Origin of the sequence: Streptomyces bacillaris, assembly GCF_003268675.1 — a bacterium.
Lineage (GTDB): Bacteria > Actinomycetota > Actinomycetes > Streptomycetales > Streptomycetaceae > Streptomyces > Streptomyces bacillaris.
Map to the genome: position 1 here is coordinate 5,675,606 of NZ_CP029378.1, position 24,628 is coordinate 5,700,233.

General features: G+C 69.7%; 18 protein-coding genes and 3 tRNA genes. 10 read left to right on the forward strand and 11 right to left on the reverse strand.

Annotated features, from left to right (window positions below; all coding sequences use genetic code 11):
- Positions 1-11 precede the first annotated feature (11 nt).
- From DJ476_RS24620 to DJ476_RS24635, 4 genes are all read right to left on the reverse strand, one after another.
- On the reverse strand, positions 12-1,940 hold the full coding sequence (locus DJ476_RS24620; protein ID WP_112491596.1) for an ABC transporter ATP-binding protein: 1,929 nt from the start codon (positions 1,938-1,940) through the stop codon (positions 12-14).
- Entirely contained in the window at positions 1,940-3,673 is a 1,734-nt protein-coding gene (locus DJ476_RS24625) for an ABC transporter ATP-binding protein (RefSeq protein ID WP_112491597.1), read from the reverse strand. The genes DJ476_RS24620 and DJ476_RS24625 overlap by 1 nt, the downstream gene beginning before the upstream one ends.
- A gap of 135 nt (positions 3,674-3,808) precedes the next feature.
- On the reverse strand, positions 3,809-5,254 hold the full coding sequence (locus tag DJ476_RS24630) for an FGGY family carbohydrate kinase (RefSeq protein WP_103416413.1): 1,446 nt from the start codon (positions 5,252-5,254) through the stop codon (positions 3,809-3,811).
- Positions 5,255-5,306: 52 nt separating this feature from the next.
- Positions 5,307-5,615, reverse strand: coding sequence for a hypothetical protein (locus DJ476_RS24635; RefSeq protein WP_019763913.1), 309 nt, complete (start codon positions 5,613-5,615; stop codon positions 5,307-5,309).
- A 181-nt stretch (positions 5,616-5,796) separates the two neighbouring features.
- Between DJ476_RS24635 and DJ476_RS24640 the strand changes: the two genes are divergently transcribed.
- From DJ476_RS24640 to DJ476_RS24650, 3 genes are all read left to right on the forward strand, one after another.
- Positions 5,797-5,869, forward strand: a tRNA-Asn gene (locus DJ476_RS24640).
- Positions 5,870-5,874: 5 nt separating this feature from the next.
- Positions 5,875-5,947, forward strand: a tRNA-Asn gene (locus DJ476_RS24645).
- 235 nt (positions 5,948-6,182) lie between these two features.
- Positions 6,183-6,256, forward strand: a tRNA-Ile gene (locus DJ476_RS24650).
- 550 nt (positions 6,257-6,806) lie between these two features.
- On the opposite strand, the gene DJ476_RS24655 is transcribed toward DJ476_RS24650, so the two are convergent.
- On the reverse strand, positions 6,807-7,685 hold the full coding sequence (locus DJ476_RS24655; protein WP_241565422.1) for a TIGR00341 family protein: 879 nt from the start codon (positions 7,683-7,685) through the stop codon (positions 6,807-6,809).
- Between the two features lie 1,123 nt (positions 7,686-8,808).
- On the opposite strand from DJ476_RS24655, the gene betT reads away from it, so the two are divergent.
- The 7 genes from betT to DJ476_RS24690 all read left to right on the forward strand — a co-directional run bounded on the left by betT (position 8,809) and on the right by DJ476_RS24690 (position 18,583).
- Positions 8,809-10,932 carry a choline BCCT transporter BetT gene (gene betT, locus DJ476_RS24660; protein ID WP_103416411.1) on the forward strand — a complete coding sequence of 708 codons (2,124 nt, stop codon included), beginning with the start codon at positions 8,809-8,811 and terminating at the stop codon, positions 10,930-10,932.
- 350 nt (positions 10,933-11,282) lie between these two features.
- Entirely contained in the window at positions 11,283-11,486 is a 204-nt protein-coding gene (locus tag DJ476_RS35765; RefSeq protein ID WP_241565429.1) for a thioredoxin domain-containing protein, read from the forward strand.
- A 486-nt stretch (positions 11,487-11,972) separates the two neighbouring features.
- The gene (locus tag DJ476_RS24670) at positions 11,973-13,505 is read left to right on the forward strand and encodes a sodium-dependent transporter (RefSeq protein WP_103416410.1); all 1,533 of its coding nucleotides are present in this window, start codon (positions 11,973-11,975) and stop codon (positions 13,503-13,505) included.
- Positions 13,505-13,642, forward strand: coding sequence for a methionine/alanine import family NSS transporter small subunit (locus DJ476_RS24675; RefSeq protein ID WP_103416409.1), 138 nt, complete (start codon positions 13,505-13,507; stop codon positions 13,640-13,642). Before DJ476_RS24670 ends, DJ476_RS24675 begins: the two co-directional genes overlap by 1 nt.
- Positions 13,643-14,448: 806 nt before the next feature.
- Positions 14,449-16,674, forward strand: coding sequence for a bifunctional glycosyltransferase/CDP-glycerol:glycerophosphate glycerophosphotransferase (locus tag DJ476_RS24680; RefSeq protein WP_241565421.1), 2,226 nt, complete (start codon positions 14,449-14,451; stop codon positions 16,672-16,674).
- Positions 16,675-16,886: 212 nt separating this feature from the next.
- The gene (locus DJ476_RS24685; RefSeq protein WP_070203978.1) at positions 16,887-17,438 is read left to right on the forward strand and encodes a hypothetical protein; all 552 of its coding nucleotides are present in this window, start codon (positions 16,887-16,889) and stop codon (positions 17,436-17,438) included.
- Positions 17,435-18,583, forward strand: coding sequence for a glycosyltransferase family 4 protein (locus DJ476_RS24690; protein ID WP_103416408.1), 1,149 nt, complete (start codon positions 17,435-17,437; stop codon positions 18,581-18,583). The genes DJ476_RS24685 and DJ476_RS24690 overlap by 4 nt, the downstream gene beginning before the upstream one ends.
- A gap of 55 nt (positions 18,584-18,638) precedes the next feature.
- On the opposite strand, the gene DJ476_RS24695 is transcribed toward DJ476_RS24690, so the two are convergent.
- From DJ476_RS24695 to DJ476_RS24720, 6 genes are all read right to left on the reverse strand, one after another.
- Positions 18,639-19,904, reverse strand: a complete 1,266-nt coding sequence (locus DJ476_RS24695) for an Nramp family divalent metal transporter (RefSeq protein WP_103416407.1) — start codon at positions 19,902-19,904, stop codon at positions 18,639-18,641.
- 131 nt (positions 19,905-20,035) lie between these two features.
- A complete protein-coding gene (locus DJ476_RS24700; RefSeq protein ID WP_112491598.1) occupies positions 20,036-21,022 on the reverse strand; it encodes a VOC family protein in 987 nt (328 codons plus the stop codon).
- Entirely contained in the window at positions 21,019-21,303 is a 285-nt protein-coding gene (locus DJ476_RS24705) for a 2-hydroxymuconate tautomerase (RefSeq protein ID WP_103416405.1), read from the reverse strand. The genes DJ476_RS24700 and DJ476_RS24705 overlap by 4 nt, the downstream gene beginning before the upstream one ends.
- Positions 21,304-21,305: 2 nt before the next feature.
- Positions 21,306-22,106 carry a 2-keto-4-pentenoate hydratase gene (locus DJ476_RS24710; RefSeq protein ID WP_103416404.1) on the reverse strand — a complete coding sequence of 267 codons (801 nt, stop codon included), beginning with the start codon at positions 22,104-22,106 and terminating at the stop codon, positions 21,306-21,308.
- An 80-nt stretch (positions 22,107-22,186) separates the two neighbouring features.
- Positions 22,187-22,987: a 2-keto-4-pentenoate hydratase gene (locus tag DJ476_RS24715; protein WP_103416403.1), complete on the reverse strand. Its 801-nt coding sequence runs from the start codon at positions 22,985-22,987 to the stop codon at positions 22,187-22,189.
- 82 nt (positions 22,988-23,069) lie between these two features.
- Complete coding sequence (locus DJ476_RS24720) at positions 23,070-24,545, reverse strand: aldehyde dehydrogenase (protein ID WP_112491599.1); 1,476 nt, start codon at positions 24,543-24,545, stop codon at positions 23,070-23,072.
- Positions 24,546-24,628: the final 83 nt, after the last annotated feature.

The window sequence follows — 24,628 nt, forward strand, 5'->3', positions numbered from 1 at the left end:
CGGCCCCGGCCTCAGTCCACCTCCGCCAGCGCCTCCGCGAACTGCGCCGCGTACAACCGGGCATACGCACCGCCCGCCGCCAACAGCTCCTCGTGCGTGCCCTGTTCCACGATCGACCCGCTCTCCATCACCAGGATCACGTCCGCGTCCCGGATCGTGGAGAGCCGGTGCGCGATCACGAACGACGTACGCCCGTGGGCCAGGCGCGCCATCGCCTTCTGGATCAGCACCTCGGTCCGGGTGTCCACCGAGCTGGTCGCCTCGTCCAGGACCAGGATCACCGGGTCGGAGAGGAACGCCCGAGCGATGGTGATCAGCTGCTTCTCGCCCGCGCTGACCCCGGAGCCCTCGTCGTCGATCACCGAGTCGTACCCGTCGGGCAGCGTCCGGATGAACCGGTCCGCGTGCGCCGCCCGGGCCGCCTCCTCGATCTCCTCCCGGGTGACCGCGCGCGCAGCGCCGTACGCGATGTTCTCCGCGATGGAACCGCCGAACAGCCAGGTGTCCTGGAGCACCATGCCGATCCGCGAGCGCAGATCGTCCCGGGACACCCGCGCCACATCGACCCCGTCGAGCGTGATCCGCCCGTCGGTCACCTCGTAGAACCGCATCAGCAGATTGACCAGCGTGGTCTTGCCCGCGCCGGTCGGGCCGACGATGGCGACCGTCTGTCCCGGCTCCACGCTCAGCGAGAGATTCTCGATGAGCGGCTTCTCCGGCTCGTAGCGGAAGGACACCTTCTCCAGCGAGACCCGTCCCGTCAGCTCCTTCGGCAGTTCGCCGCGCTCCGGGCCCGGGCCCTGCTCCTCCGCGTCCAGCAGCTCGAAGACCCGCTCGGCCGAAGCGACCCCGGACTGCACCAGGTTGGCCATCGAGGCGACCTGCGTCAGCGGCATCGAGAACTGCCGGGAGTACTGGATGAACGCCTGCACGTCACCGATCGACAGCGTGCCCGAGGCGACCCGCAGCCCGCCCACGACCGCCACCAGCACATAGTTGATGTTCGAGATGAAGAACATCAGCGGCTGCATCAGCCCGCTGGCGAACTGCGCCTTGAACCCGGCCTCGTACAGCGCCTCGTTCTGCTCGGCGAAGTCCCGCGCGGACTCCTCCTGCCGCCCGAACACCTTCACCAGGGTGTGCCCGGTGTACATCTCCTCGATATGGGCGTTGAGCCGACCCGTCACCTGCCACTGCTTCACGAACTGCGGCTGCGACCGCTTGCCGACCTGCGTCGCCACGACCACCGACAGCGGGATCGTCACCAGCGCGACCAGCGCCAGCAGCGGCGAGATCCAGACCATCATGATCAGTACGCCGACGATGGTCAGCAGCGAGTTGATGAGCTGGCCCATCGTCTGCTGGAGCGTCTGCGAGATGTTGTCGATGTCGTTGGTCGCCCGGCTCAGCACCTCACCGCGCTTGGCCCGGTCGAAGTACGACAGCGGCAGCCGCGCCAGCTTCGTCTGGAGGTCCTCCCGCAGCTGGAAGACGATCCGGTTGATCACCCGGATCGACAGCCGCGTGGCCACCAGCATCAGCGCCCCGGCGGCCACGTAGATCACCAGCACGGCCAGCAGCACGCCGCCCACCGCACCGAAGTCGATGCCCTGCCCCGGGGTGAAGTCCACCCCCGAGAGCATGTCGGCCATCGACCCGCTGCCCTCCGCGCGCAGCCCCTCGATCGCCTCCGCCTTCGTGGTGCCGTCCGTCAGCTGCCGGCCGACCACCCCCGCGAAGATCAGGTCGGTCGCCTTCCCCAGGATCTTCGGCCCGGCCACCGACAGCCCCACGCTCGCCGTCACCGCCGCCAGCATCAGCCAGAGCGAGGCCTTCTCCCGGCCGAACCGCCGCAGCAGCCGCTTGCCCGACCCCTTGAAGTCCATCGACCGCTCGGTGGGCGCGCCCCCGGCCATCATCCGTCCGCCAGGACCGGCCATCACGCGGCCTCCGCTTCGGTCAGCTGGGAGAGCACGATCTCCCGGTACGTCTCATTGCCGGCCATCAGCTCGTGATGGGTACCGCTGCCCACGACCCGCCCCTCGTCCAGCACCAGGATCCGGTCGGCGTCACGGATGGTGGAGACCCGCTGCGCCACGATCACCACGGTCGCCGCGGCCGTCTCCCGGGCCAGCGCCGCCCGCAGCGCCGCGTCGGTCGCGTAGTCCAGCGCCGAGAACGAGTCGTCGAAGAGATAGATCTCCGGCCGCTGCACCAGCGTCCGCGCGATGGCGAGCCGCTGCCGCTGACCGCCCGACACATTGGTGCCGCCCTGCGCGATCGGCGCCTCCAGCCCGTGTTCCAGCCCCGCCACGAACTCCTTGGCCTGCGCCACCTCCAGCGCGTGCCACAACTCCTCGTCGGTGGCGTCCGGATTCCCGTACCGCAGGTTCGTCGCGACCGTCCCCGAGAAGAGGTACGGCTTCTGCGGCACCAGGCCCACCGTCTTCGCCAGCAGCACCGGATCCAGCGTCCGCACGTCCTCGCCGTCGACCAGCACCTCGCCGTCCGTCACATCGAACAGCCGGGGTACGAGACCGAGCAGCGTGGACTTCCCGCTCCCCGTCGACCCGATGATCGCCGTGGTCTCGCCGGGGCGCGCCACCAGATCGACGGCCCGCAGCACCGGCTCCTCGGCGCCCGGGTAGCGGAACTCCGCACCGCGCACCTCCAGCTGCCCGTGCCGGCGCAGCTCGGTCACGGGCGAGACCGGCGGCACGACGCTCGAATCGGTGCCGAGCACCTCCTCGATGCGCTCGGCGCACACCTCGGCGCGCGGCACCATCATGAACATGAAGGTGGCCATCATCACCGCCATCACGATCTGCATCAGATACGCGAGGAACGCGGTCAGCGCACCGATCTGCATCCCGCCGCTGTCGATGCGGTGCGCGCCGAACCAGACCACCGCGACGGACGACAGGTTGACCACCGTCATGACGGTCGGGAACATCAGCGCCATCAGCCGCCCGGTCGCCACCGACACATCGGTCAGCTCGGTGTTGGCCCCCCGGAACCGCTCCTCCTCGTAACCGTCGCGGACGAACGCCCGGATCACCCGGTTGCCGGTGATCTGCTCGCGCAGCACCCGGTTCACCGTGTCCAGCCGCTCCTGCATCGTCCGGAACAGCGGCCGCATCTTCGCCACGATGATGCTCACCGAGATCCCGAGCACCGGCACCACCGCCAGCAGCACGGCCGAGAGCGGCACGTCCTGTCCGAGCGCCATGATGATGCCGCCGACACACATGATCGGCGCCGACACCATCAGCGTGAACGCCATCAGCACCAGCATCTGGACCTGCTGGACGTCATTGGTGGTCCGCGTGATCAGCGAGGGAGCCCCGAACCGCCCCAGCTCCCGGGCCGAGAACGACTGCACCCGGTCGAAGACCGCCGCCCGCACGTCCCGCCCCAGCGCGGACGCGGTCCGGGCCCCGTAGAAGACGGCCCCCACGTTGCAGAGGACCTGGAGCACGCTGACGGCGATCATGAGGCCGCCGAACTCCAGGATGTAGCCGGTATCGCCCTTCACGACACCGTTGTCGATGATGTCCGCGTTCAGGCTGGGCAGATACAGGGTGGCGCAGGTCTGGAGCAGCTGGAGGAGGACCAGCAGCGCGATGGGTTTCTTGTACGGGCCCAGACGGGCCCGCAGGAGTTTTATGAGCACGCGTGTCTCTCGGAGTCGGCCGTGTCTCTCTGAGTCGGCGGAGGGCAGAGGCCGACCAAGTTTCGCGTACGCCGTACTCGGAGGGCGAGCCGTTTTCCCCAAACTCCGGTCAAGGCTGGAGCGGGCGGGGTGCTCCTACTGGCCCCCGCCGAAAGCCCCGGGGTGCAACTGGTCCCGGGTGGCCACGTACTGCTGACGCACCGCCCCGCCCACCGCCAGCTCGTCGCCCGGCTCCAGCACCTGGGCTGCGGCGCCCTGCCAGGCCGGGGGAGTGCGCGGGTCGAGGGTGCCCTGCGAGACGCCGAGCGCCCAGGCCGCCTGCCGGGCCGCGCCGATCGCCGCGTACTGGGCGGGCTGCGGTACGACGACCTGCGTGCCGAACAGCGCGGGCGCCAGGGCCTGTACGGCGGGCAGCTCGGCGGCGGCGCCGAGCAGGAAGACCCGGCGCACCTCCACGCCCCGCCCGCGCAGCACGTCCAGGGCGTCGGCCAGCGAGCAGAGCATCCCCTCGAAGGAGGCCCGCGCCAGATGCTCGGGCTTCATCGACTCGCGCCGCAGCCCGCAGAGGGTGCCGGCGGTGTGCGGGAGCTGCGGGGTGCGCTCGCCCTCCAGATACGGCAGCAGGACCAGCCCGGAGGCGCCGGGGGTGGACTTGAGCGCCAGGGCGGACAGCTCCTCCAGCCCGTCCACGCCGAGCATCTCGGCGGTGCCGCGCAGCGCCCGTACGGCATTGGAGACATGGACGACCGGCAGATGCATCCCGGTGGCGTCGGCGAAGGAGGTGATCATTCCGCTGGAGTCGGCGAGAGCCTCGTGGTGGACGGCCATCACGGAACCGGAGGCCCCGAGCGAGACCACCGCGTCGCCCACCGCGACCCCGAGCCCGAAGGCCGCGGCCATGGTCTCGCCGGTCCCGGCGGAGATCAGGAGCCCTTCCGGGGTCATCCCGGCGGAGTCGGAGGGGCCGAGCACCTCGGGCAGGGCGGCCGGGTGGCCGAGGGCCAGCTCCACGAGGTCGGGCCGGTAGGACGCGGCCCCGGCCGACCAGTAGCCGGTCCCCGAGGCGGCGCCCCGGTCCGTGGTGCGCCGGGCGGGCCGGCCGAGCAGCTGCCACACGAGCCAGTCGTGCGGCTGGAGCACGGCGGCCACCCGCCGGGCGTTCTCCGGCTCGGTCCGGGCCAGCCACCGCAGCTTCGCCACGGGCTGCGAGGCCTGCGGTACGGCCCCGACCGCCTCGGCCCAGGCCTGCCGCCCGCCCAGCGAGTCGATCAGATCGGCCGCGGCCACCTGGGCCCGCCGGTCGTTGCCGAGCAGCGCGGGCCGCACGAGATTGCCCTGCTGGTCCAGCGGGACGAGCCCGTGCTGCTGGGCGGAGACACCGATGGCCTGCACACCTTCGAGCAGCCCGCCGGAGGCCGCCTCACCGAGGGAGAGCAGCCAGGCCTGCGGATCGACCTCGGTGGCCTTGGCCTCGACCGGGTGGGCGGCATACCCCTCCCGGAGCACGGCGCCCGAGTCCGTGTCGCAGACGACGATGTGAGTGAAGGCGGAAGAACTGTCCAGCCCCGCGACTATGCCCATACGCAGATTCTGCCGCACCGCAGGACGTTCCCGGAACTCACGCCCACACCGCTCAGGTGTTGGTCGTGCCCCAGTCGTCCTCGGCGCCGCCGTTCTGGCTGCTGCGCTCCTTCAGCGACCGCACGCGCTCCGCGACGGAGGCGGGCACCTTGTCCCCGACCTTGTCGCTGACCGAGTGGTACGCCTTCCCGGCGATGTCCCGGCCGCTGTGCGCCGCACTCTCGGCGGCGTTGCGCACGGCGGGGTTCTCCGCGAACCGCTGGGCCGACTTCTTCAGCTGCTCGTAACGCTCGCGCCCGGCTCGCGTGCCGAGCACGTAACCGAGGGCCACTCCGGCGATGAACGTGAGCCGGTACCGCATGGCTGCCACCCTTCCTACGCTTGGTGCGACGTGTGCAGGCCGCCTACCCGCGGGCACCCGAGATCACCCCGGGCGATACCGATTGGCGGAGCACCCCCCTGCTTGCGCTAATGTATGTGTCGCAGCGAACGCGCGCCGCCCGGCAGCCGCCAGGCAGGTACGATTCGAGGCAACGCAGCAATCCCCTGTAGCTCAATTGGCAGAGCAGCCGGCTGTTAACCGGCAGGTTACTGGTTCGAGTCCAGTCGGGGGAGCGCGATCCCCTGTAGCTCAATTGGCAGAGCATTCGGCTGTTAACCGGAGGGTTACTGGTTCGAGTCCAGTCGGGGGAGCGGTACGGAAGAGGGCCCTTCGGGGCCCTCTTCCGCGTGCCCGGCCACCACTCTCCCCGGGGCGCCCGAGGCGCCCCGGAGTGACACGTTCGGGTCTTCTCGATCTTCCCTGCAACCGGGCAGCACGCAGCGCCGTCCTCAAGATCAGGCGAAGTCGGCCATCCGGAGCGAGAGATCGTATGACCGGCTATGCTGCGGCAGACGGTGCGCACACTTGTACGCGCCACGCCGAGAAGGGGCGGTAGCTCAGCCGGTTAGAGCAGCGGACTCATAATCCGTCGGCCGTGGGTTCGAGTCCCACCCGCCCCACCGAGCGTCCCCAGGCAGAATCGTTCTGGCCTGGGGAAACGCGCTTTCTGGGGAACTGCGGGCTCCGCAGCGGTGCAGCGAACGTGCAGCGTTCTGATTGCCTGTGAGCTTTCGTAGGGCTGTGACCTGGTGTTTTGGTTATTCTTCGTGGGACGCGTGGTGAGCGGTCCCACGGCCGTTGAGGAAGGGTCCGCACCCGCCCAGCCCGACCCGCATCGATGCGACATCGGCCGCTTCGAACGTGGCCTGTCGGCTGCCGGCTCGAGGCTCTGACGAGTGTCTTCTCTGGTCTCGCGGTCGTGGGAGGGTCAACAGTGGTCCCATGGCCGCCCGGGGAAGCGGTGGGGCCGGCCTCGCCCAGGCCGATGCGGGCGATCTCGTACACGGATGATGTTGTGCCCTACGTGCCGGTACGGGTGTGCCGGGCGCTTGAGGTCACGGGCGCTTTTCTCGCGCTGACCGGGACGAGATGTGGACCGGTTCGGGAGCCGCCGGCCGAACGAGGGCCGCACCATCAGCTGCCACGGTGGGGGCGGGGGGGCCGCGATGCTCAGTCGCCCACGACCCCGGCGTCGATGCGCCGTCCGCGTGATGCATCCACCACGACGGGGATGCCGTCCGGGATTCGTCCCTGGAGCCGGTCGAGCAAGAATTCGACCGGTGGAAGATCGCCAGGGGTACGGACGCGAATGTACATCGTGCGGGATTTCGCGTCGACGCTCGTGACGGACGCCCCGGGCTCCTCGGCGAGCCACTGTTCCGCCGCGTCTTTCGTCTGGCCGACCCAGGCGTTGAGAAGGAACGTGACCACGGTGTTGGCCGTCAACGGCACGAACACGACGGCGAACAGGAGAGCCATGGCGGCGTAGGCCCTGCGGGCGGGCCGTCCGGCCGTCTTCTCTGCCTCCGCTCCGTAGCCGAGCGAGGCGAAGACCACCATGCCCCCGAAGACCAGGGCGAAGAGGTTCGACACGAAGAGCACCAGCGCGCCGAGCGCCAGCCATCCCGAAGCCTGCCCGAGGCACACCCCGACGACCACCAGGGGCGGGACGAGGGAGATGGCGATCGCGACCCCTGGGAGCACCGAGCCCACGTCTCGCCGGGCCAGTGCCACAGCCCCGGCGAAGCCGGTCGCCAAAGCGGCGATCAGGTCCATCAGGCCCGGCGACGTCCGCGACGAGATCTGGCCGTTGGACAGCAGGTCGTAGCCGCTGGGGAGGGTCACCGACATGATCATCCCGACCGCGATCACGAGCAGGCATGCGAGGAGGACGATCGCGGCCGATCCGGTGCGGCGGCGTTGCACCGAGCCCAGGGCGATGCCCATGATCGGCGTGGACAGGGGCGCGATGATCATCGCGCCGATCACCGTGGCGGTCGAGTCGGTGAGTACTCCGCCGCCTGCGATGACCGACGACAGAGTCAGCATGGTCCAGAAGGCCGAACGCTTGGACGTGGTGTCTCCGGACGACAGGTCCAGATCCTGGGTCAGCTCCTCCAGGGAGCGACGCTGGGAGGCAGGCAGAGCACGGGCACGAACTTTGCTGATCACGCACCCAAAGAACCACGGTCGGTGCCGCTCCGGCGGGCAGGACACGGACTGGTGCCCGAGCGCTGCAGGTCCCGGGCCCACTTGTGGATCCAGTCCTCGGCCCACGACGCCGTGGACAGCCGGCCGACCGGAGCCGGAGCGTGGAGAAGCCGACGAACTGCTCCCTTTCGTTCTCGGACCCGCGCACGGGTGACAGCAAGCACGCCAACCTCCCCGCACCTCCGCGCCCGAGGGCCAGCTGGCCCCGCACCTTCAGGGTGCGGCCCTCGACGAATCGGGCCGACGGCCGGCCCGCAGAGTGTGATCGGCGGTGGCCTCGTCGTCCGGGCGGACGCGTCCCCCGATGTGTCGTGGGAGTCGCGCCCTCGACCACTCCGTTCCGCCCGACGCGCGGGCGTCAGGTTCTTCACCGCTCCCGGGGCCACAGCCACCGCTCCACAGAGACCGCTTCACGGCAGTCTGCGTTAGGCCGCCCGGGGTGACTGGGCCACCGACTCGGCGATGCGGCGGTGCGTCCCATGGACCGACGACCACGGCACAGGCCATGTTGCTGAGGCCCCCCGATCAGCGGGCAGAGGCCGGAGGCGAGGGAGATCGACGATGGGCGGGCTGAGCATCCGGTGTCCGCTGTGAGCGGACACCCGCGCCGCGCGCTGGCTGCGCTGTTGAGGAGGCCCTCGACGGTGGACTGTGTGGTGCGCGCCGCCCGACGTGCTCCGTCGTGGCGCTGACCGTGCCGGCGCCGCCGGTTCCGCGCGACCTCCGTGACAGGTTCCTGCCGTGTGACGAGGAACAGACCGTTCGCACAGAGTCCGTCGAGGCCGGGCCTCCGAACCATGTGTCTCACCACCGTCCGGGTGCACGCGACGATGCCGCCTTCGGCTACGGAGTGGCCGTGCGCTCTGCCGTCGAAGGGCCGCCGTTCCGGGTCCAGGACTGACCTGGGTCCGGAGGGCCGGTGGCCGCACAGTTACCCGTCTCAGCAAGGAAGGAGCCGACGATGTCGGCTGTAGGAGGCAAGGTCCCCGAGCCTGGCACGGATGAGCCGCGGGCAGAGCTCGATGCGGAAGGGGCAGGCTCGCTCAAGCCGTTTGTCTTCTTCGGGTCCGCGACGCTCATCCTGGCCATCTCGATCTGGGCGATCGTCACCCCCTCCGGCGCCGAGAAGGTCATCGGCGTAGTGGTCGACAGGATCTCCGGTTGGTTCGGTTGGTACTACTTCCTCGCCGCGACCCTGTATCTGGTGTTCGTCGTCTTCATCGGGGTGTCGAAGTACGGCACGATCAAGCTCGGTCCCAAGCACTACAAGCCTGACTACGGGCTCTTCGCCTGGGCCGCGATGCTGTTCGCGGCGGGCATCGGCATCGACTTGATGTTCTTCTCCGTCGCCGGCCCGGTGAGCCACTACCTGGTGCCACCGGAAGCGGACCCCGAGTCGCTGGAGGCGGCCCGGCAAGCCGTGGTGTGGACACTGTTCCACTACGGCATCACCGGCTGGGCCATGTACGCGCTGATGGGTATGGCGCTCGGCTACTTCTCCTTCCGTCACAAGTTGCCCCTCGCCATCCGCTCCGCGATCTACCCGATCATCGGCCGTCGGATCCACGGAAGGATCGGTGACGCCGTCGACCTGGCGGCCATCATCGGTACGGTCTTCGGAATCTCCGTATCTCTCGGCATCGGCGTGGTGCAGCTGAACTACGGGCTCAAGGTCCTCTTCGGAGTTCCGGAGGGCCTGCCCGCACAGATCGGGCTCATTGCCGTCGCGGTGGTGATGGCCACCGTTTCGGCGGCTGCCGGGGTCGACAAGGGCATCCGGCGACTGTCGCAGCTCAACGTGCTCCTCGCCGTACTGCTGATGCTTTACATCCTGATCGTCGGCGAGCCGTTCCGGCTGCTCAACGCGTTGGTACAGAACGTCGGCGACTACCTCAGCGGATTTCCGTCGATGACACTGAACACCTTCGCCTACGATCAGCCGACCGAATGGCTCGACGCGTGGACGTTGTTCTTCTGGGCCTGGTGGATCGCCTGGGCGCCGTTCGTGGGCCTGTTCCTCGCCCGGATCTCGCGTGGCCGCACACTGCGCCAGTTCGTCGCCGCGACCCTGATCATTCCGTTCCTCTTCACCGGCCTCTTCCTGGCCGTCTTCGGCAACAGCGCACTGTTCGTGGTGCGCGACGGCAACTCGGCCTTCGGCGAGACCGCGCTCAACTCCCCCGAGCAGGCGTTCTACGGATTGCTGGACCAATATCCCGGGGCGATGTTCAGCGCCGGACTCGCGACCTTCGTCGGACTGCTCCTCTACGTGACCTCCGCCGACTCCGGAGCCCTCGTCATGGGCAACCTGAGCTCGCACCTCCCGACACCGGTGACCGACGCCCGCACCTGGCTCCGCGTCTTCTGGGCGGTGACCACAGGCATGCTCACCCTCGCCATGCTCCTGGTGGGCGGGGTGCAGGCTCTTACCGATGCCACGATCATCATGGGGTTGCCCTTCTCGTTCGTCATGTTCCTGATCATGGCTGGGCTCTACCTCGCGCTGCGCTCCGAACGGATGCGCGAGGAGGCGCTTATCACCACCCTGCCGGGGTCCCTCTCCGGGCGGACAACGCAACAGGGTCCTTCGGGGGCCCGGAACTGGCGGCATCGGCTGTCGCGTGCGATGTCGTTTCCGGGCAGGCGGGCCGCCGCCAGGTTCGTGGAGGACGTCTGCCGGCCGGCGTTCCAGGAAGTCGCCAAGGAACTGCGTGAGCAGGGAGCGGAGGCGGAAATCCTCTCCGGCACCGACGAGGAGAACGGCCTCCCGCATGTCGGCCTTGCCGTACCGATCGGTCCGAAGGACCAGTTCGTCTACCGGGTCTGGCCCGTCGAACGGCCGACCCCCGGCTTCGCCACCCGGTCGGTCAGCACCCACGACAGCTATGTGCGCTTCGAGGTCCAACTGGCCGAGGGTAACCAGGGGTACGACGTCATGGGCTACACCAGGGAGCAGCTGATCGGCGACACTCTCGACCAGTACGAGAGGCATCTGGAGTTCCTGCGGCTGCACCACGAGGCGACGGTGGGGTCGGCTTTCCCCGACCACCGACCTGACGCCCCGGACGCGGACCAGCCGGAGTAGCGGGCGGGCTTGGCAGAAGGTCAGGATCGGTGTCCTCACGGGTCACACAGGTGCGCTGAGGGATTCTTCGGCGTGGATCGACTGGGCTCGTCGGTACGGGCAGTCGCCTCCGAGGCGAGACCGAAGCCCTTGGCGGGTATGCCGCCACGGCTTGCTTCCGTCGTACGCAGTCTCAGGAGCGCCCTCGCATCTGACCGGCTCGGTCACTGCCGCCGACGCTTGTCATCGAACCGTAAGGCCGTCGGCTTCTTCCGGCGCGAGCAGCGACGGAGCCGCCGAGGTCGTGGTGGCGCAGGCGCTGCGGTTCACCGCTACCACGGTGGACGGGAAGCCGTCCCCAGCCGACCGAGCTGTGGTTCTGGGCGCCTTGGTGCCCCAAGTGCAAGGCCCAGGCCACGGAGACCGCGAAGGTCGCCGCCGATCACCCGGGCGAGGCCAACGTCGTCGGCGTGGCGGGTCTGGGCCGGAACGAGGCCATGGAAGTCTTCATCGCCGGGACGGTGACCGGCGGATTCCCGCAGCTTTCCGACGAGAAGGGCGAGCTCGGGAAGTAGTTCGAGGTCACCGAGCAGAGCCGCTACGGCATCCTCGACAGGAACGGGAAGCTGGACGCTGTCGTCCCCGCAACCCTGACCGGGCTTCCGGCCTCGCTGCTCCTGTCGGCCTGGGCGATCCGTCGCCGGCGAGCACGCATGGAAGAACGGCCGAGACGTGCACACGGCCACAACGACTGATGTGCGGGGACGTTCCGCGATGTCCCGCCGCACGCCCTGTCCGGGTGCGCCCACGCGTCAGGCAACGATGCTCGGGCCACCGATACGGATGACAGTCCCGGGGCCACCCTGTCGGTTGGCGGCATCGAACCTCAAGAACGCTGCCCGACATCTGTCCAAGGCGTTCCCGGTCTTCCGGTGCGTGGGTCGGCGAAGACAGCCTTGGTCTGTCACCTGCCGGGCCCTGTCACGACGTTTCGCGACATTTCCGCGCTAACGTGCCCTCAGTTCGATCCGCAGCGTCATCAGGAGACCCGAGGACCGCATATGGCAGAGCAGCCACGTGAGCAATGGGCTACCCGAGCCGGCTTCCTGCTGGCGGCCATCGGTTCGGCCGTCGGGCTCGGCAATATCTGGCGGTTCCCCGCCATCGCCTACGAGAACGGTGGCGGCGCCTTCTTGCTGCCGTACCTCATCGCGCTCCTGTCAGCGGGGATCCCGTTGCTGATCATGGAATACGCCATTGGGCGCAAGTACCGCATGTCGCCCCCCGCCGCTCTGCGCAGGATGGCCCGGCCGGCAGAGGCAATCGGATGGTGGCAGGTGGCGATCTCCTTCGTGATCGCCGCCTACTACGCCGTCATCATCGCCTGGGCCGTGCGTTACGTGGGCTTCTCCATCGGTCGGCAGTGGGGTGACGATCCGGAGGCGTTCCTGTTCGGCGAATTCCTGCGGGCACCGGAGACACCCAGCTTCCTGGACGGCTATGTACCAGGTGTGTTCTGGCCGCTGATCATCGTGTGGGCGGTTGTGCTGTTCGTCCTGGCGTTCGGTATCCGGCGAGGCATCGAACGCGCCAACAGGATCTTCATTCCGTTGCTGTTCGTCCTGTTCGCCGCGCTGGTGGTCCGGGCGCTGACGCTGGACGGCGCGGCCACCGGGCTCGACGCACTCTTCTCGCCGAACTGGTCGGAACTCGGCAACGGCAGTGTCTGGGTCGCCGCCTACGGGCAGATCTTCTTCTCGCTGTCCATCGGCTTCGGCATCATGGTCACGTACGCGTCGTACCTGGGCCGTCGGGCCGACCTGACGGGCTCCGCGATGGTGGCGGGGTTCGCCAACAGCTCGTTCGAACTCCTCGCGGGCATCGGGGTATTCGCGACCCTGGGCTACCTCGCGACCGCTTCGGGGGTCGGCGTCGAAGACGTCGCCGGAGCGGGCATCGGTCTGGCATTCGTCGCGTTCCCCGCGGTGATCTCGGAAATGCCGCTCGGCGCCCTCTTCGGTGTGCTGTTCTTCAGTTCCCTCGTGATCGCGGGACTCTCCTCGCTGATTTCCATCGTGCAGGTGGTCGTCTCCGCGGTGCAGGATCGGACCGGCATGCGGCGCATGCCGGCGGTCCTGGGGGTCGGCGGTCTCGTGGCGCTGGTGTCGGTCCTGCTGTTCCCGACCGAGTCCGGCATCTATCTGCTCGACGCGTCCGACCACTTCATCAACCAGTACGGAATCGCGCTGGCAGCTCTGGTCGGGCTGGTCGTCATCGTCTGGGTGCTGCGGCAGCTCCCCAGCCTCCAGCAGGACGCTGACGCCACCTCCGCCATCCGACTCGGCCGCTGGTGGCGCATCTGCCTCGGTGTCATCACGCCGCTGGTGCTGGGCTGGATGATGGTCGACAGCCTGCGGAGCGAGTTCGAAGAGAACTACGAGGGCTATTCGACCGGCTTCCTGCTCTCCGCGGGCTGGAGCGTCGCCATCGGCGCACTGCTGGTCGGGGGCATCCTCACCCTGATGCCCTGGCCGGCCGGTGGCGAGGACATCGACCTGGACATGGAGTCGCCCGCCGACCGGAAGGACCACTGATGTCCGCCAGCGCGATCGTCATGATGGTTGTCGCCATGCTCATCGTCTGGGGTGGACTGATCACCGCCATCCTCCGGCTGAGGAGCCACCCGGAGCCCCCGGAACCGATGCCGCCCCATACCCACCCGGCCGAGTGACCGCGATTCGTCACGGAAGGTGACTCGCCGTGATGGGATGAGCGGCACGGACGGAGCTGCCCCAGCGCAACCCGGGGCGACTCCGAGGTGCTGAAAAGCGAGAGCTCTCTGAGTCCCACGGAGGGACAGGGCAATCCGGTGGCGGGAGCACGTGGTGCAGCGAATGCTGCACCACGTCACGGCTGACGGGGGCCGAGCGGGATACAGGCGGATTGAAACGGGTGGATATGTCAGTCTTTCCTGCATCACCGCAGGTGAGAGGCGTCACGCCTGGGGGTTCGAGTCCCACCCGCCCCACCGAGCGTCCCCAGGCAGAATCGTTCTGACCTGGGGATAGGTGTTTCCGGGCGCCTTCGCGCGCATGTCCGAAGCGCCTCCGGCCGCGTGCGCGCCGAGCTGTGCGACGCCGGACCTCGCTGCGGCCCTGAAGGGTGTGCCGGGGGCCGAACCGGCGGCCGGCGGATTATGAGTCCGCTGCTCGCACGGGCCGGACGGCAAGGGTCCGCCGTCCCCAACTGCCGGGCCTGCGAAGCCGGGGCGGGCGTCATGATTCACATCACAGGACCGCCGTATCCGTGGGGCGGTGCATGTGCTACAGGGCCGAACATATGATCTGTGCGCCGGTGTATCCTGACTGATCTGTCAACCACGCGCCTGCCCGTACAGGCCCCTCGGATGACGAAAGACTCCGGAGCCGGGACCCGGACCCGGACATGAACCCGGGCAGTGAAACCGGTGCGGTCAAAGGATTGGAAGAGCAGGGCGTGTCGAAGCCGCGTATCAGCGTGATTGTGCCGATTTACCAAGTGCAGTCCTTCTTGCGGGAGTGCCTTGACTCCATCCTGGAGCAGTCCTTCCGTGACATCGAGGTAATCGCCGTCAACGACTGCTCGCCCGACCGCTGCGGTGAGATCGTCGACGAGTACGCCGAGGCCGACAGCCGGGTCCGGGCACTGCACCTGCCCGAGAACGTGGGCCTTGGCCTGGCGCGGAACGCGGGGATGGAGATCGCGCGCGGCGACTACCTCTTCTTCCTCGACAGCGACGACACGCTGACGCCCGGTTCGCTGCAGCTCATAGCCGACCGGCTTTCGGACACCACCGACCCGGACGTCCTGATCTTCGACTACGCCCGCACCTTCTGGTGGGGCGGCGTCACCCGCAACAGCCTGGCCTCGGTCTTCCAGTCGAAGGGCCCGGAGGTCTTCACCGCCAAGCAGCGGCCCGACTTCCTCACCCTGCTCATGGTCGTGTGGAACAAGGTCTACCGGCGTGAGTTCATCGAGCAGCGCGGCTTCGAATTCCCGCCCGGATACTACGAAGACACCCCCTGGACCTTCCCGGTGCTGATGGCCGCCGAGCGCATCGCGGCCCTGGACCACGTGGTCGTCCACTACCGCCAGCGCCGCCAGGGGAACATCCTCCGCACGGTCAGCCGCAAGCACTTCGACATTTTCGACCAGTACGAGCGGGTCTTCGCCTTCATCGACAGCGACCCGTCGCTCGCGGAGTGGCGGCCCCAGCTCTTCACGAAGATGGTCGACCACTTCATCGCCATCCTGGCGAAGAGCAATCGGGTCCCCGACGAACTGCGGGCCGAGTTCTTCGCCTTGGCGCACCGTCACTACCGGCGCTACATGCCGGCCGGCTTCGTCCGGCCCGAGGGGCAGGCCGGTGTCCGCTACGCCCTGATCGCACGTAACGCCTACCCGGTCTACCAGACGCTCAAGGTGGCCAACCAGGGCCGGCGCAAGGTCCGCAAGACCGTCCGTGCCACCCGGAAGAAGGTCGTCAGCAAGCGCCTCGACCGGCACTACGAGAACGCCCTCAAGCAGCCGGTCAACCAGAACCTGGCCGTCTACTCGTCGTACTGGGGCCGGGGTTACGTGTGCAATCCCGCCGCGCTGCACGCCAAGGCCAAGGAGATCGCCCCCCACGTCAAGGGCGTCGTGGTGGCCAAGGCGGAAGAGGTGCACAAGCTTCCGCCGGGCACCAACTACGTGATCCCGGGGACCGAGAAGTACTGGGAAGTCATGGCGCGAGCCAAGTACTTCTTCAACAACGTCAACTTCGAGGACCGCTTCGTCAAGCGGCCCGGCACCGTCCATGTGCAGACGCAGCACGGCACGCCGCTCAAGCGCATGGGTGTCGACCTGCTGCCTTTCCCGGTCGCGGCGAAGGGCACCAATTTCCGCAAGCTCCTGGAGCGCTCGGACCGCTGGGACTACTGCATATCCTCCAACCGGTTCTCCGCGGACATCTGGGAGCAGGCGTTCCCCTGCTCTTTCGCGGCGCTGGAGAGCGGCTACCCGCGCAACGACGTCTTCTACACCTCGACCGCGGCCGACGTCCGCCGTCTCCGGGCCGAGATCGGCATCCCGCAGGGGAAGATCGCCGTCCTCTACGCGCCGACCCACCGGGACTACACCACGAGCTACGTCCCCCAGCTCGACGTCGCCGCTCTCGCCGACGCCCTGGGCGACGACTACGTGGTGCTGATGCGGGGCCACCACTTCTACGAGCAGAAGCCGGAGCTGCGGAAGCTCCAGTCGTCGGCCCGGGTCATCGACGTCACCGCCCACACCGCCTCGGAGGAGCTGCAGCTCGCCGCGGACGTGCTGCTGGCGGACTACTCGTCCATGATCTTCGACTACGCCAACCTCGACCGGCCGATCGTGATCTACGCCAACGACTGGGAGGCGTACAAGGTCTCCCGCGGCGTCTACTTCGACCTGCTGGAGGAGCCGCCCGGCCACGTCGCGCGGACCCAGGAGGAGTTGCACGACATCTTCGTCGGCGGGGCCTGGAAGGACGAGCAGTCCACTTCCCTGCGGGACACCTTCCGTCGTAAGTTCTGCGAGTACGACGACGGCAAGGCATCCGAGCGCGTCATCCGGCAGATCCTGCTGGGCGAGCCGGCGGAGAACCTGCCGGTCGTGCCGCTGGACGAGCGGACGCCGGCGCCCTCACCCGCCGCCGCCGAGGCGGAGAGCGTGAAGGAACCCGCGGTCGGTCGGTCCAGGGCCGCTTGACCCACCGGTACGGAGTGCCGACGCGCCGCTGAGGAGCGCGTCGGCACTCCGTACCGATATCCGCGCCGGACCCGGCGTGGACAGGTGCAGAACACCCCGTTCCGCCCCCTCGCCGGGGTCGGCGGAATGAAGCGGACAGGCGCCGCTGCTTTGCCTGACCTCCGGTCTCCCCCGACTCAGGGCCAATGACAGGTACAGAAGAGAAGGTGGCCATGCACGCTAGCGCCGGGCAGCTGACCCACGCTGAAATCAGACGGGTCTGGCCGCGCGACGGCCACATCCGCATCCTCGGGACGGTCCTCGTCGACGGGGTGCCGGACGAGGCCCCCGTGGACAATCCGTGGACGTTGCGCCTGACCTCCCGTGAACGGCCCGAGGTGCCCCTCCCGACCGGCGTCAAGCGGCTCAAGGACCGGCTCGTGCGCACGGTGTCCCGCACCTCGCCCCCCACCCGGCGTCGGCTGCACTTCCCCGCTGTCAGCAACGGCGCGGACTTCGAGGCGGTCGTGGCCGTCCGCGATGTGGCCGTCTGGGACGCGCTGCCCCGCGAGCACTGGGACGTGGACGTGATCGCGGTCCGGAACGGCAAGAGGCTGGTGCGCCGGGTCGGCGGCCATCTGGACGACATGCCGGGCAAGAAGCAGATCGTGAAGTATCCCGAGCAGTACCACGCCGGGGTCGCCGTGCTGCCGTACTTCACCGACGGCGACGACCTCTCCATCCGCTGCGCCCGACGCGACAACGGCAACGGGGGCGCGGCATGAAGCTCACTTACCTGATCTACAACGCGTTCGGTGTCGGCGGCACCGTCCGTACCGTGTTCAACCAGGCCAACGCCATGGCCGAGCGCGGCCATGACGTCGAGATCGCGAGCATGCTCCGCTACCACGAGGAGCCTCCCTTCGACCTGGACCCGCGGGTCACGATGACCGCGCTGGTGGACAACCGGTCCGGCTCGTACGTCGACTGGGACCGGTACGACGGCCCGGAGGACACCTCCTGGCACGAGCGGTTCCCGGCGGGTGTCTCCAAGAACGCGGACAGCCGCCGCCGGATCAGCGCGATGATCCGTTTCCTCCGCGGTCTGGACGACCGGATCGTCATCGGCACGCGGCCCACGATCAACCTGATCGTCGCGGAGTACGCGGACCCGTCGCTCGTCCGGGTCGTCCAGGAGCACGCGGGGCTCTCCACGCACAAGGGCGAGTGGCGCACGGCCATCGACGCCGCGTACATGAGGATGGACGCGCTCGTCTGCCTCACCGAGGCGGACCGTGCCGCCTACGCCGAGGCGTTCCCCGAGGTCCGCGTCGAGCGGATCCCGAACGCGCTGCACTCCCTCGACGTCCCGCGCAGCGACCTCTCGCGGAAGCAGGTCGTCAGCGCCGGACGGCTCGACGGCAACAAGGGCGTCGACAAGCTGATCGCGGCGTTCGGCCAGGTCGTGGAAGCCCACCCGGACTGGACGCTGCGCATCCACGGCGACGGTCCCGAGCTGGACGCTCTCCGCAAGGCCGTCCGCACCAGGCATCTCTACAACCACGTCTTCCTCATGGGGTCGACCCGCAAGCTCGACGAGCAGCTGGCGAAGGGCTCCATCTTCGCGATGAGCTCCAAGTCCGAGGGGTTCGGCATGGTGCTGCTGGAGGCCATGAACTGCGGCCTCCCCGTGGTCAGCTTCAACTGCCCGGTCGGCCCCCGGGAACTTGTCACCGACGGCGTCGACGGCCTGCTCGTCCCCGAACTCGACGTGGACGCCCTGGCCCAGGGCCTCATCCGGCTCATCGAGGACGAGGAACTGCGCCGCGGCTTCTCCCGGGCGGCCCTGCAGAAGGCCGCCGAGTACGGCCCCGACATCGTCACCAAGACGTGGGAGCAGCTCTACGAGGACCTGTCCTCGGCAAAGTGACGCCGGGTCCGCCCCGCCCCGTACCTCCTGGTCACCCGGAGGCTGCCGACCGGCCTCAGCCGAAGAGCAGCTGGACCAGGAGGTACAGGTTCAGGGCGGAGAGCACCACGCAGATCACCGCGCCCGTCCAGGTGGTGACCCGGCGGTTCACCAGGGTGCCCATCAGGGCGGGGCGGCTGGTGAAGTAGACGAGCGGGGCCAGGGCGAAGGGGATGCCGAAGGAGAGCACCACCTGGGAGCCGATCAGGGCGTCGTCCGGGGAGACGCCGAGGGCCAGGACCACCAGGGCGGGCAGCATGGTCAGGCCGCGGCGGAGCAGGAGCGGGAGGCGGCGGCGGACGAAGCCGTCCATCACCACCTGCCCGGCATAGGTGCCCACGCCCGACGAGGACAGGCCGGACGCCAGCAGCGCCACCGCGAACGCCAGGGCCGCCATACCGCCCACCAGCCGGCCCAGGTGCTCGTGCGCCCCGGTCAGGGAGCCGTCGAAACCCCCGCCCGCGCCGTGGAAGAGGACCGCGGCGACACAGAGCATCGCCAGGTTGATCAGCCCGGCCATCCCCAGGCCCCCGACGCAGTCCGTACGCAGCGCGCGCAGGGCCGTCCGCATCGCCCGCTCGCCCACCGGCCGGAGCCGGCCCGCCGTCACCGCCGAGTGCAGATAGATCACGTGCGGCATCACCGTCGCGCCGATGATCCCGACCGCCAGCGTGAGCGACTCCGTGCCCGCCAGCCGCGGAACCAGCCCCTCCGCCAGCTGCCCGCCGTCCGGGCCGCCCACCGCTACCAGTTGGTAGAGGAACCCGAACCCGATCACCGCCAGCAGAAACGTGGTCGCCAGCTCGAAGGGCCGGTAGCCCCGGCTCTGCAGGGCCAGCAGCGCGAAGCTGATGACGGCCGTGGCCAGCCCGGCCGGGAAGAGCGGCACCCCGAAGAGCAGGTTCAGCCCGATCGCCGCGCCCACGAACTCGGCCAGGTCCGTCGCCATCACGACCAGTTCGGCCTGGACCCACAGCCCGGCCGCCACCGGCTTCGGCAGCCGCTGCCCGCACAGCGCCGCCAGGTCCTTGCCCGTCGCCAGGCCCGTCTTCGCCGACAGGTACTGGATGAACATGGCGACGACGTTCGCCATCACCAGCACCCAGACCAGCAGATAGCCGAAGTTCGCCCCCGCCTGGAAGTTGGTCGCGAAGTTGCCCGGGTCCACATAGGCCACCGCGGCGACGAACGCCGGACCGTAGAAGGCCCGGCGCACCCGGCGCACCTCGATCGGGGTCGGGGCGACCTCCCTGGCCGGCTTCGGAGGAGCGGGCGTGGTCATGCGTGGGTCGTCCCTTCGGGCCGGGGGTGGGGGCTTGCGTGTGCCGATGCGCGTCTACGTGTATGCGGGGGTCAGGGGTGTGCGGGGGCCCCGGGATGCCTGGGTGTCGTCCGGCGTCCCGGGGCCCCTGCTCAGCTCGCGTCGTCCTCGGTCGGCTCCGGGGGCACGGGCGGTGTGCCGTACGTGAAGTACGTCTCCTGCGGCAGGTTCGTCCCGCCGATCGCCGTCCCCGTGTCGATCTGGTCCATCGTCCACGTACGGGTCTCGAAGTCCGGCTCCAGGATCAGGATGCCCGGGTCGCCGAACAGCTCGATCCGGTTGCCGCCGGGCTCGAAGACGTACAGGAAGGAGCTCTGTGTGATCCCGTGCCGGTCGGGGCCCGCCTCGATGGTGATGTCGTAGTCGCGGAACATCTCCGCCGCGTCCACCGTGTGCTGCTGTACCCCGTAGTAGAAGGCGACATGGTGCAGCCGGCCCCGGGCGCCCCGGGCGTCGCGCATGACGGCGACGTCATGGCTGAGCTGGCTGCTGCTCATCCAGACCCCGGCCTCGACCTCACCGTCCACCACCCGCTCGTTGGTGCGCAGCCCCAGGTGCCGCTCGAAGGAGTTCCGCATCGGGGTGACGTCGCTGGCCAGCAGGTTGAGGTGGTCCAGACGCTTGATCGGCAGCCCCTGGAGCGGCTTCTTCGACGGGCGGCTGAGGATCTTGCTGCGCAGGTCCTCCGGCGCCCGGTACTTCTCCGCCTCCCACAGCAGGCTCATGTGGTGGCCGTCGGGGGTGGTGAAGTCGTACGTCTTGCCGTACCCGTACTCGTCCTCCGTCCAGGCCCCCTCGCCGTTCCCGGCCTGCAGCGAGCGCACCCGGCGCTCCAGCGCCTCCGGCGACGTCGTCCGCAGCGCCGCGTGGTCCATGCGGGCCACCGGGCCCTCGGTGATCTTCAGACTCCACTGGTACGGGTCCTCGTAGCCGCGCAGATAGACCGACTGGCCCTCGCGCCGGGTCTCGTACATGCCCAGCAGGTCCTTGAAGAACCACAGGGTGCCGTCGGGGTCGGGGGTGTGCAGCTCGACCCGCGCGAGGTGCGCGATCTCCTGCCGGTACTGTTCGTCGCTCATGTGCCACTGCCTTCCTGCGCCGGTGCGGGCGGTCTGCCGCCCGTGCTCTGTTGGGAGTTGTTCGGTGGGGCGGTGCCGTCCGCCGTACGGGCCGCCGCGCGTTCCGCCGTCGTCACGTCGCCCGCCGCCCAGTGCTGGGGCGCGACCTCGCGGATGACGACCCGGATGTTCGCGACCGGGGCGCCCACGGCCCGGTGCGCCGCCTCGGTGAGTTCGTGGATCAGGGCGCGCACCTGCTCGGGCGAGCGGCCGGTGCCGAGGGTGACGTCGATGAAGGGCACGGTCAGCCCCCCGCGACGGAGACGGCGCCGAGGGTGGAGAAGCTCGCGCGGACGCTCGCACCGGGCCGTACGTGGACCGCGTCGGTCATTCCGCCGGTCAGGACCAACTGGCCCGGCTCCAGGGCCAGTCCGCGCTCGCCCAGGGCGTTCGCCGCGAGGGCCAGCGCCTCGGCCGGGTGGCCCTGGACGGCGGCACCGGTGGCCGAGTCGACCGGTTCGCCGTCCACCTCCAGCAGCACCGCCTCGTGCGCCAGGTCCAGCCCCTCGGGCGAGCGGCCGACCGGGCCCAGGACGAAGAGCGCGGAGGAGCTGTTGTCCGCGACCGCGTCGGCGAGCGTGAAGGAGAAGTCCTGGAAGCGGCTGTCGATGATCTCGACCCCGGCGTGCACCCGCTCCACCGCCCGGAGCGCGGTCGCCGCCGTGACGCCCGGTCCGGCCAGCCGCTCGCCCATCACGAAGACGATCTCCGGCTCGGCGCGCGGGTGGATCAGCCGCTCGCGCGGGAGCGGTTCGCCGGCGGGCAGCACCATGGCGTCCGTCAGCCAGGCCAGGGACGGCGAGTCGATGCCCATCCGGAGCTGCTTGGCCCGCGAGGTGAGGCCCAGCTTGACCCCGATGAGCTTCTCGCCCCGGGCCAGGCGCTGTTGCAGCGCCTCGTACTGCACGGTGTAGGCGCCCGGCAGATCGAGCGTGGGCCACTGCGCGGTGATCGGGCCCCGTGCGGTGACGGAGCGTTCCGCCTCCAGCAGGACCGCGGCGGCACGTCGCGTGTCACCCGGTCGTATTTCCAGTGCCTCGGCCATGGACGGCCTCCTCCTCGAAGGGGTGGGGTTGGGGGGAGTCGGTGTTCGGGTACGGAGGTGGGGCTGAGGTCGCCCGGGTGTCAGCCCGCCCGGGTGACCGTCGCCGTGCCCAGGCCCGACAGCGACGCCGTCACCGTGGAGCCGGGCAGCAGCTCCGTGGGCGTGGCGAAGCCGGAGACCAGGACGCTGCTGCCCGCCGTGAGCGGGAACCCGTCGTCCTCCCGGGCGTTCGCCGCCCAGGCCAGCGCCGCCAGGGGCGAGCCGAGCGCCATGCCGGTGGCCCCGGTCGCGACGACCGCACCGTCGCGGTACAGCACGTATCCGGCCAGCCGCAGATCGGTGTCGGCGGGCGGCACCGGCTCCGTACCGAGGACCACGGAGTGGCACCCCGCGTTGTCGGCGGCCAGGTCCAGGACGGTGGCCGGGCCGTCCTCCACCCGGGAGTCGGTGATCTCCAGCGCGGGCAGCACGAACTCCACCGCCCGCAGCGCGTCCGCCGCGTTCGCCCCGGGGCCCTCCAGCGGTGCGCCGAGGACGAACAGCAGCGCGGGCTCCGCCTGCGGACGGATCAACTCGTCGGTGGCCGGGAGGAGCTGGGTCGTACGGAACATGCCGGAGGTCAGCCGGCCGAGCACCGGCTCCGTCGCCCCCTCCAGGGTGCGCCGGGCGGTGGAGGAGGTCAGGCCCACCTTCAGCCCGCGTATCCGCTCGCCCTCGGCGGTGTGCAGGCGGACCACCTCCGCCTGTACGCGGTAGGCGTCGGCGAGGGTCGTCACCGTACCTTCGCGGCCGGGGGATGCGGTCGGCTTTCCGGTGCGGTGGGCGCTGTGCAGTCGTGCGGCCGTCTCGCGTGTCGCGTCGGCGTCATGATGTGCGGTCATGGTGGATGCGTGCCTCTCGGTGTTCCTGCGGTGGGCCGGGGGATGTGGTCGGCAGTGCGGGGGAGAGAGCGCGGTGCGGCGGTCAGCGGATGCGCAGGACCACGGCCCGGGGCTCGGTGAAGAACTCGCGGGAGAAGTTCCCGCCCTCCCGGCCGACGCCGCTGCTCCCCTCGCCCCCGAAGGGCATGCGCAGATCGCGCTCGAAGTAGCAGTTGACCCAGACGGTGCCGGCCTTCCAGCGGGCCGCCATCCGGTGCGCGCGGTCCAGGTCGCGGGTGAAGAGGATGCCCGCCAGCCCGTACCGGGTGGTGTTCGCCAGCCGCAGCGCCTCCTCCTCGGTGTCGAACGGGATGACCGTCTCCACCGGGCCGAAGATCTCCTCCTGGGCCGTGCGCGAGTCGTTGTCCAGCCCCGTGATCACGGTGGGCCGGTAGTAGTGCCCGGCGGAGAGCGCGGCATCGGCCGGCGGGCCGCCGCCGGTGAGGACCGTGCCGCCCTCCCGCTGGGCCAGCTCGACGTAACCGTGCACCTTCTCCAGGTGCGCCCGCTCGATGAGGGGGCCCATGAACGTCTGCTCCTGGCGCGGGTCCCCGACCACCAGCTTCTCGGCCTCGGCGGTGAACCGCTCCAGGAACTCCGGCAGGATCGACCGCTGTACGAGCAGCCGCGAACCGGCGAAGCAGACCTGGCCGCTCCCGCCGAAGATGGCCCGGATCGACTCCGGCACCGCGATGTCGAGATCCGCGTCCGCGAAGACGATGTTGGCCGACTTGCCGCCCAGCTCGGCGGAGACCGGCGTCAGGTTGGCCGCCGCTGCCGCCATGATGGCCGCGCCGGTGGCGCTGGAGCCGGTGAAGGTGATCCGGTCCACGCGCGGGTCACCGGTCAGCGGCCCGGCGACCTCGTCGCCGCCGTACCCGTGCACGATGTTGAGGACGCCCTCCGGCAGCCCCGCCTCCAGCGCCAGCTCCCCGAACCGGGCCGCCGTCAGCGGGGTCTGCGGCGCCGGCTTCAGTACGACGGTGTTGCCGAAGGCCAGCGCGGGCGCGACCTTCCAGGTGGCCAGCATGAGCGGCGCGTTCCACGGGCTGATCGCGGAGACCACCCCGGCCGGGGCGTGCAGCGAGTAGCCGAGCACCGGGCCGTCGGGGTAGGCCTCCTCGGTGGCGAGGGCCGCGAAGTCCGCGAAGAACCGTAAGTTCTGGGCGACCCGGGGCATCTCCCCGTGCCGGGCGTGGCGGAGGGTCTTCCCGCTGTCGTGGGACTCCAGCAGGGCCAGCTCGTCCCGGTGTTCGTCGACCGCGTCGGCCACCGCGTGCAGGACCGTCCGCCGCTCGGCCGCCGTCATCCGGGGCCAGGGCCCCGCGTCGAAGGCCTCGCGCGCCGCCGTGACGGCCAGCTCGCCGTCCCGGGCCGCGCCCCGGGCGACGGTGCCGAGCAGCGCGTCGTCGTGCGGGTCGCGGGTCTCGAAGGTGCGCCCGTCCTCGGAGGCGACGGAGCGGCCGCCGATCAGATGGTGAACCGTCCGCTTTTCCGCGGCCGTGGCGCCGATGGACATGCGAATACCCCCTGGATTCCGGATTTCCGGTGGTGGTGTGGGTGGGTGAGTGGGCGGGTGCGGCGGGCCGGTGGATTCCGGCG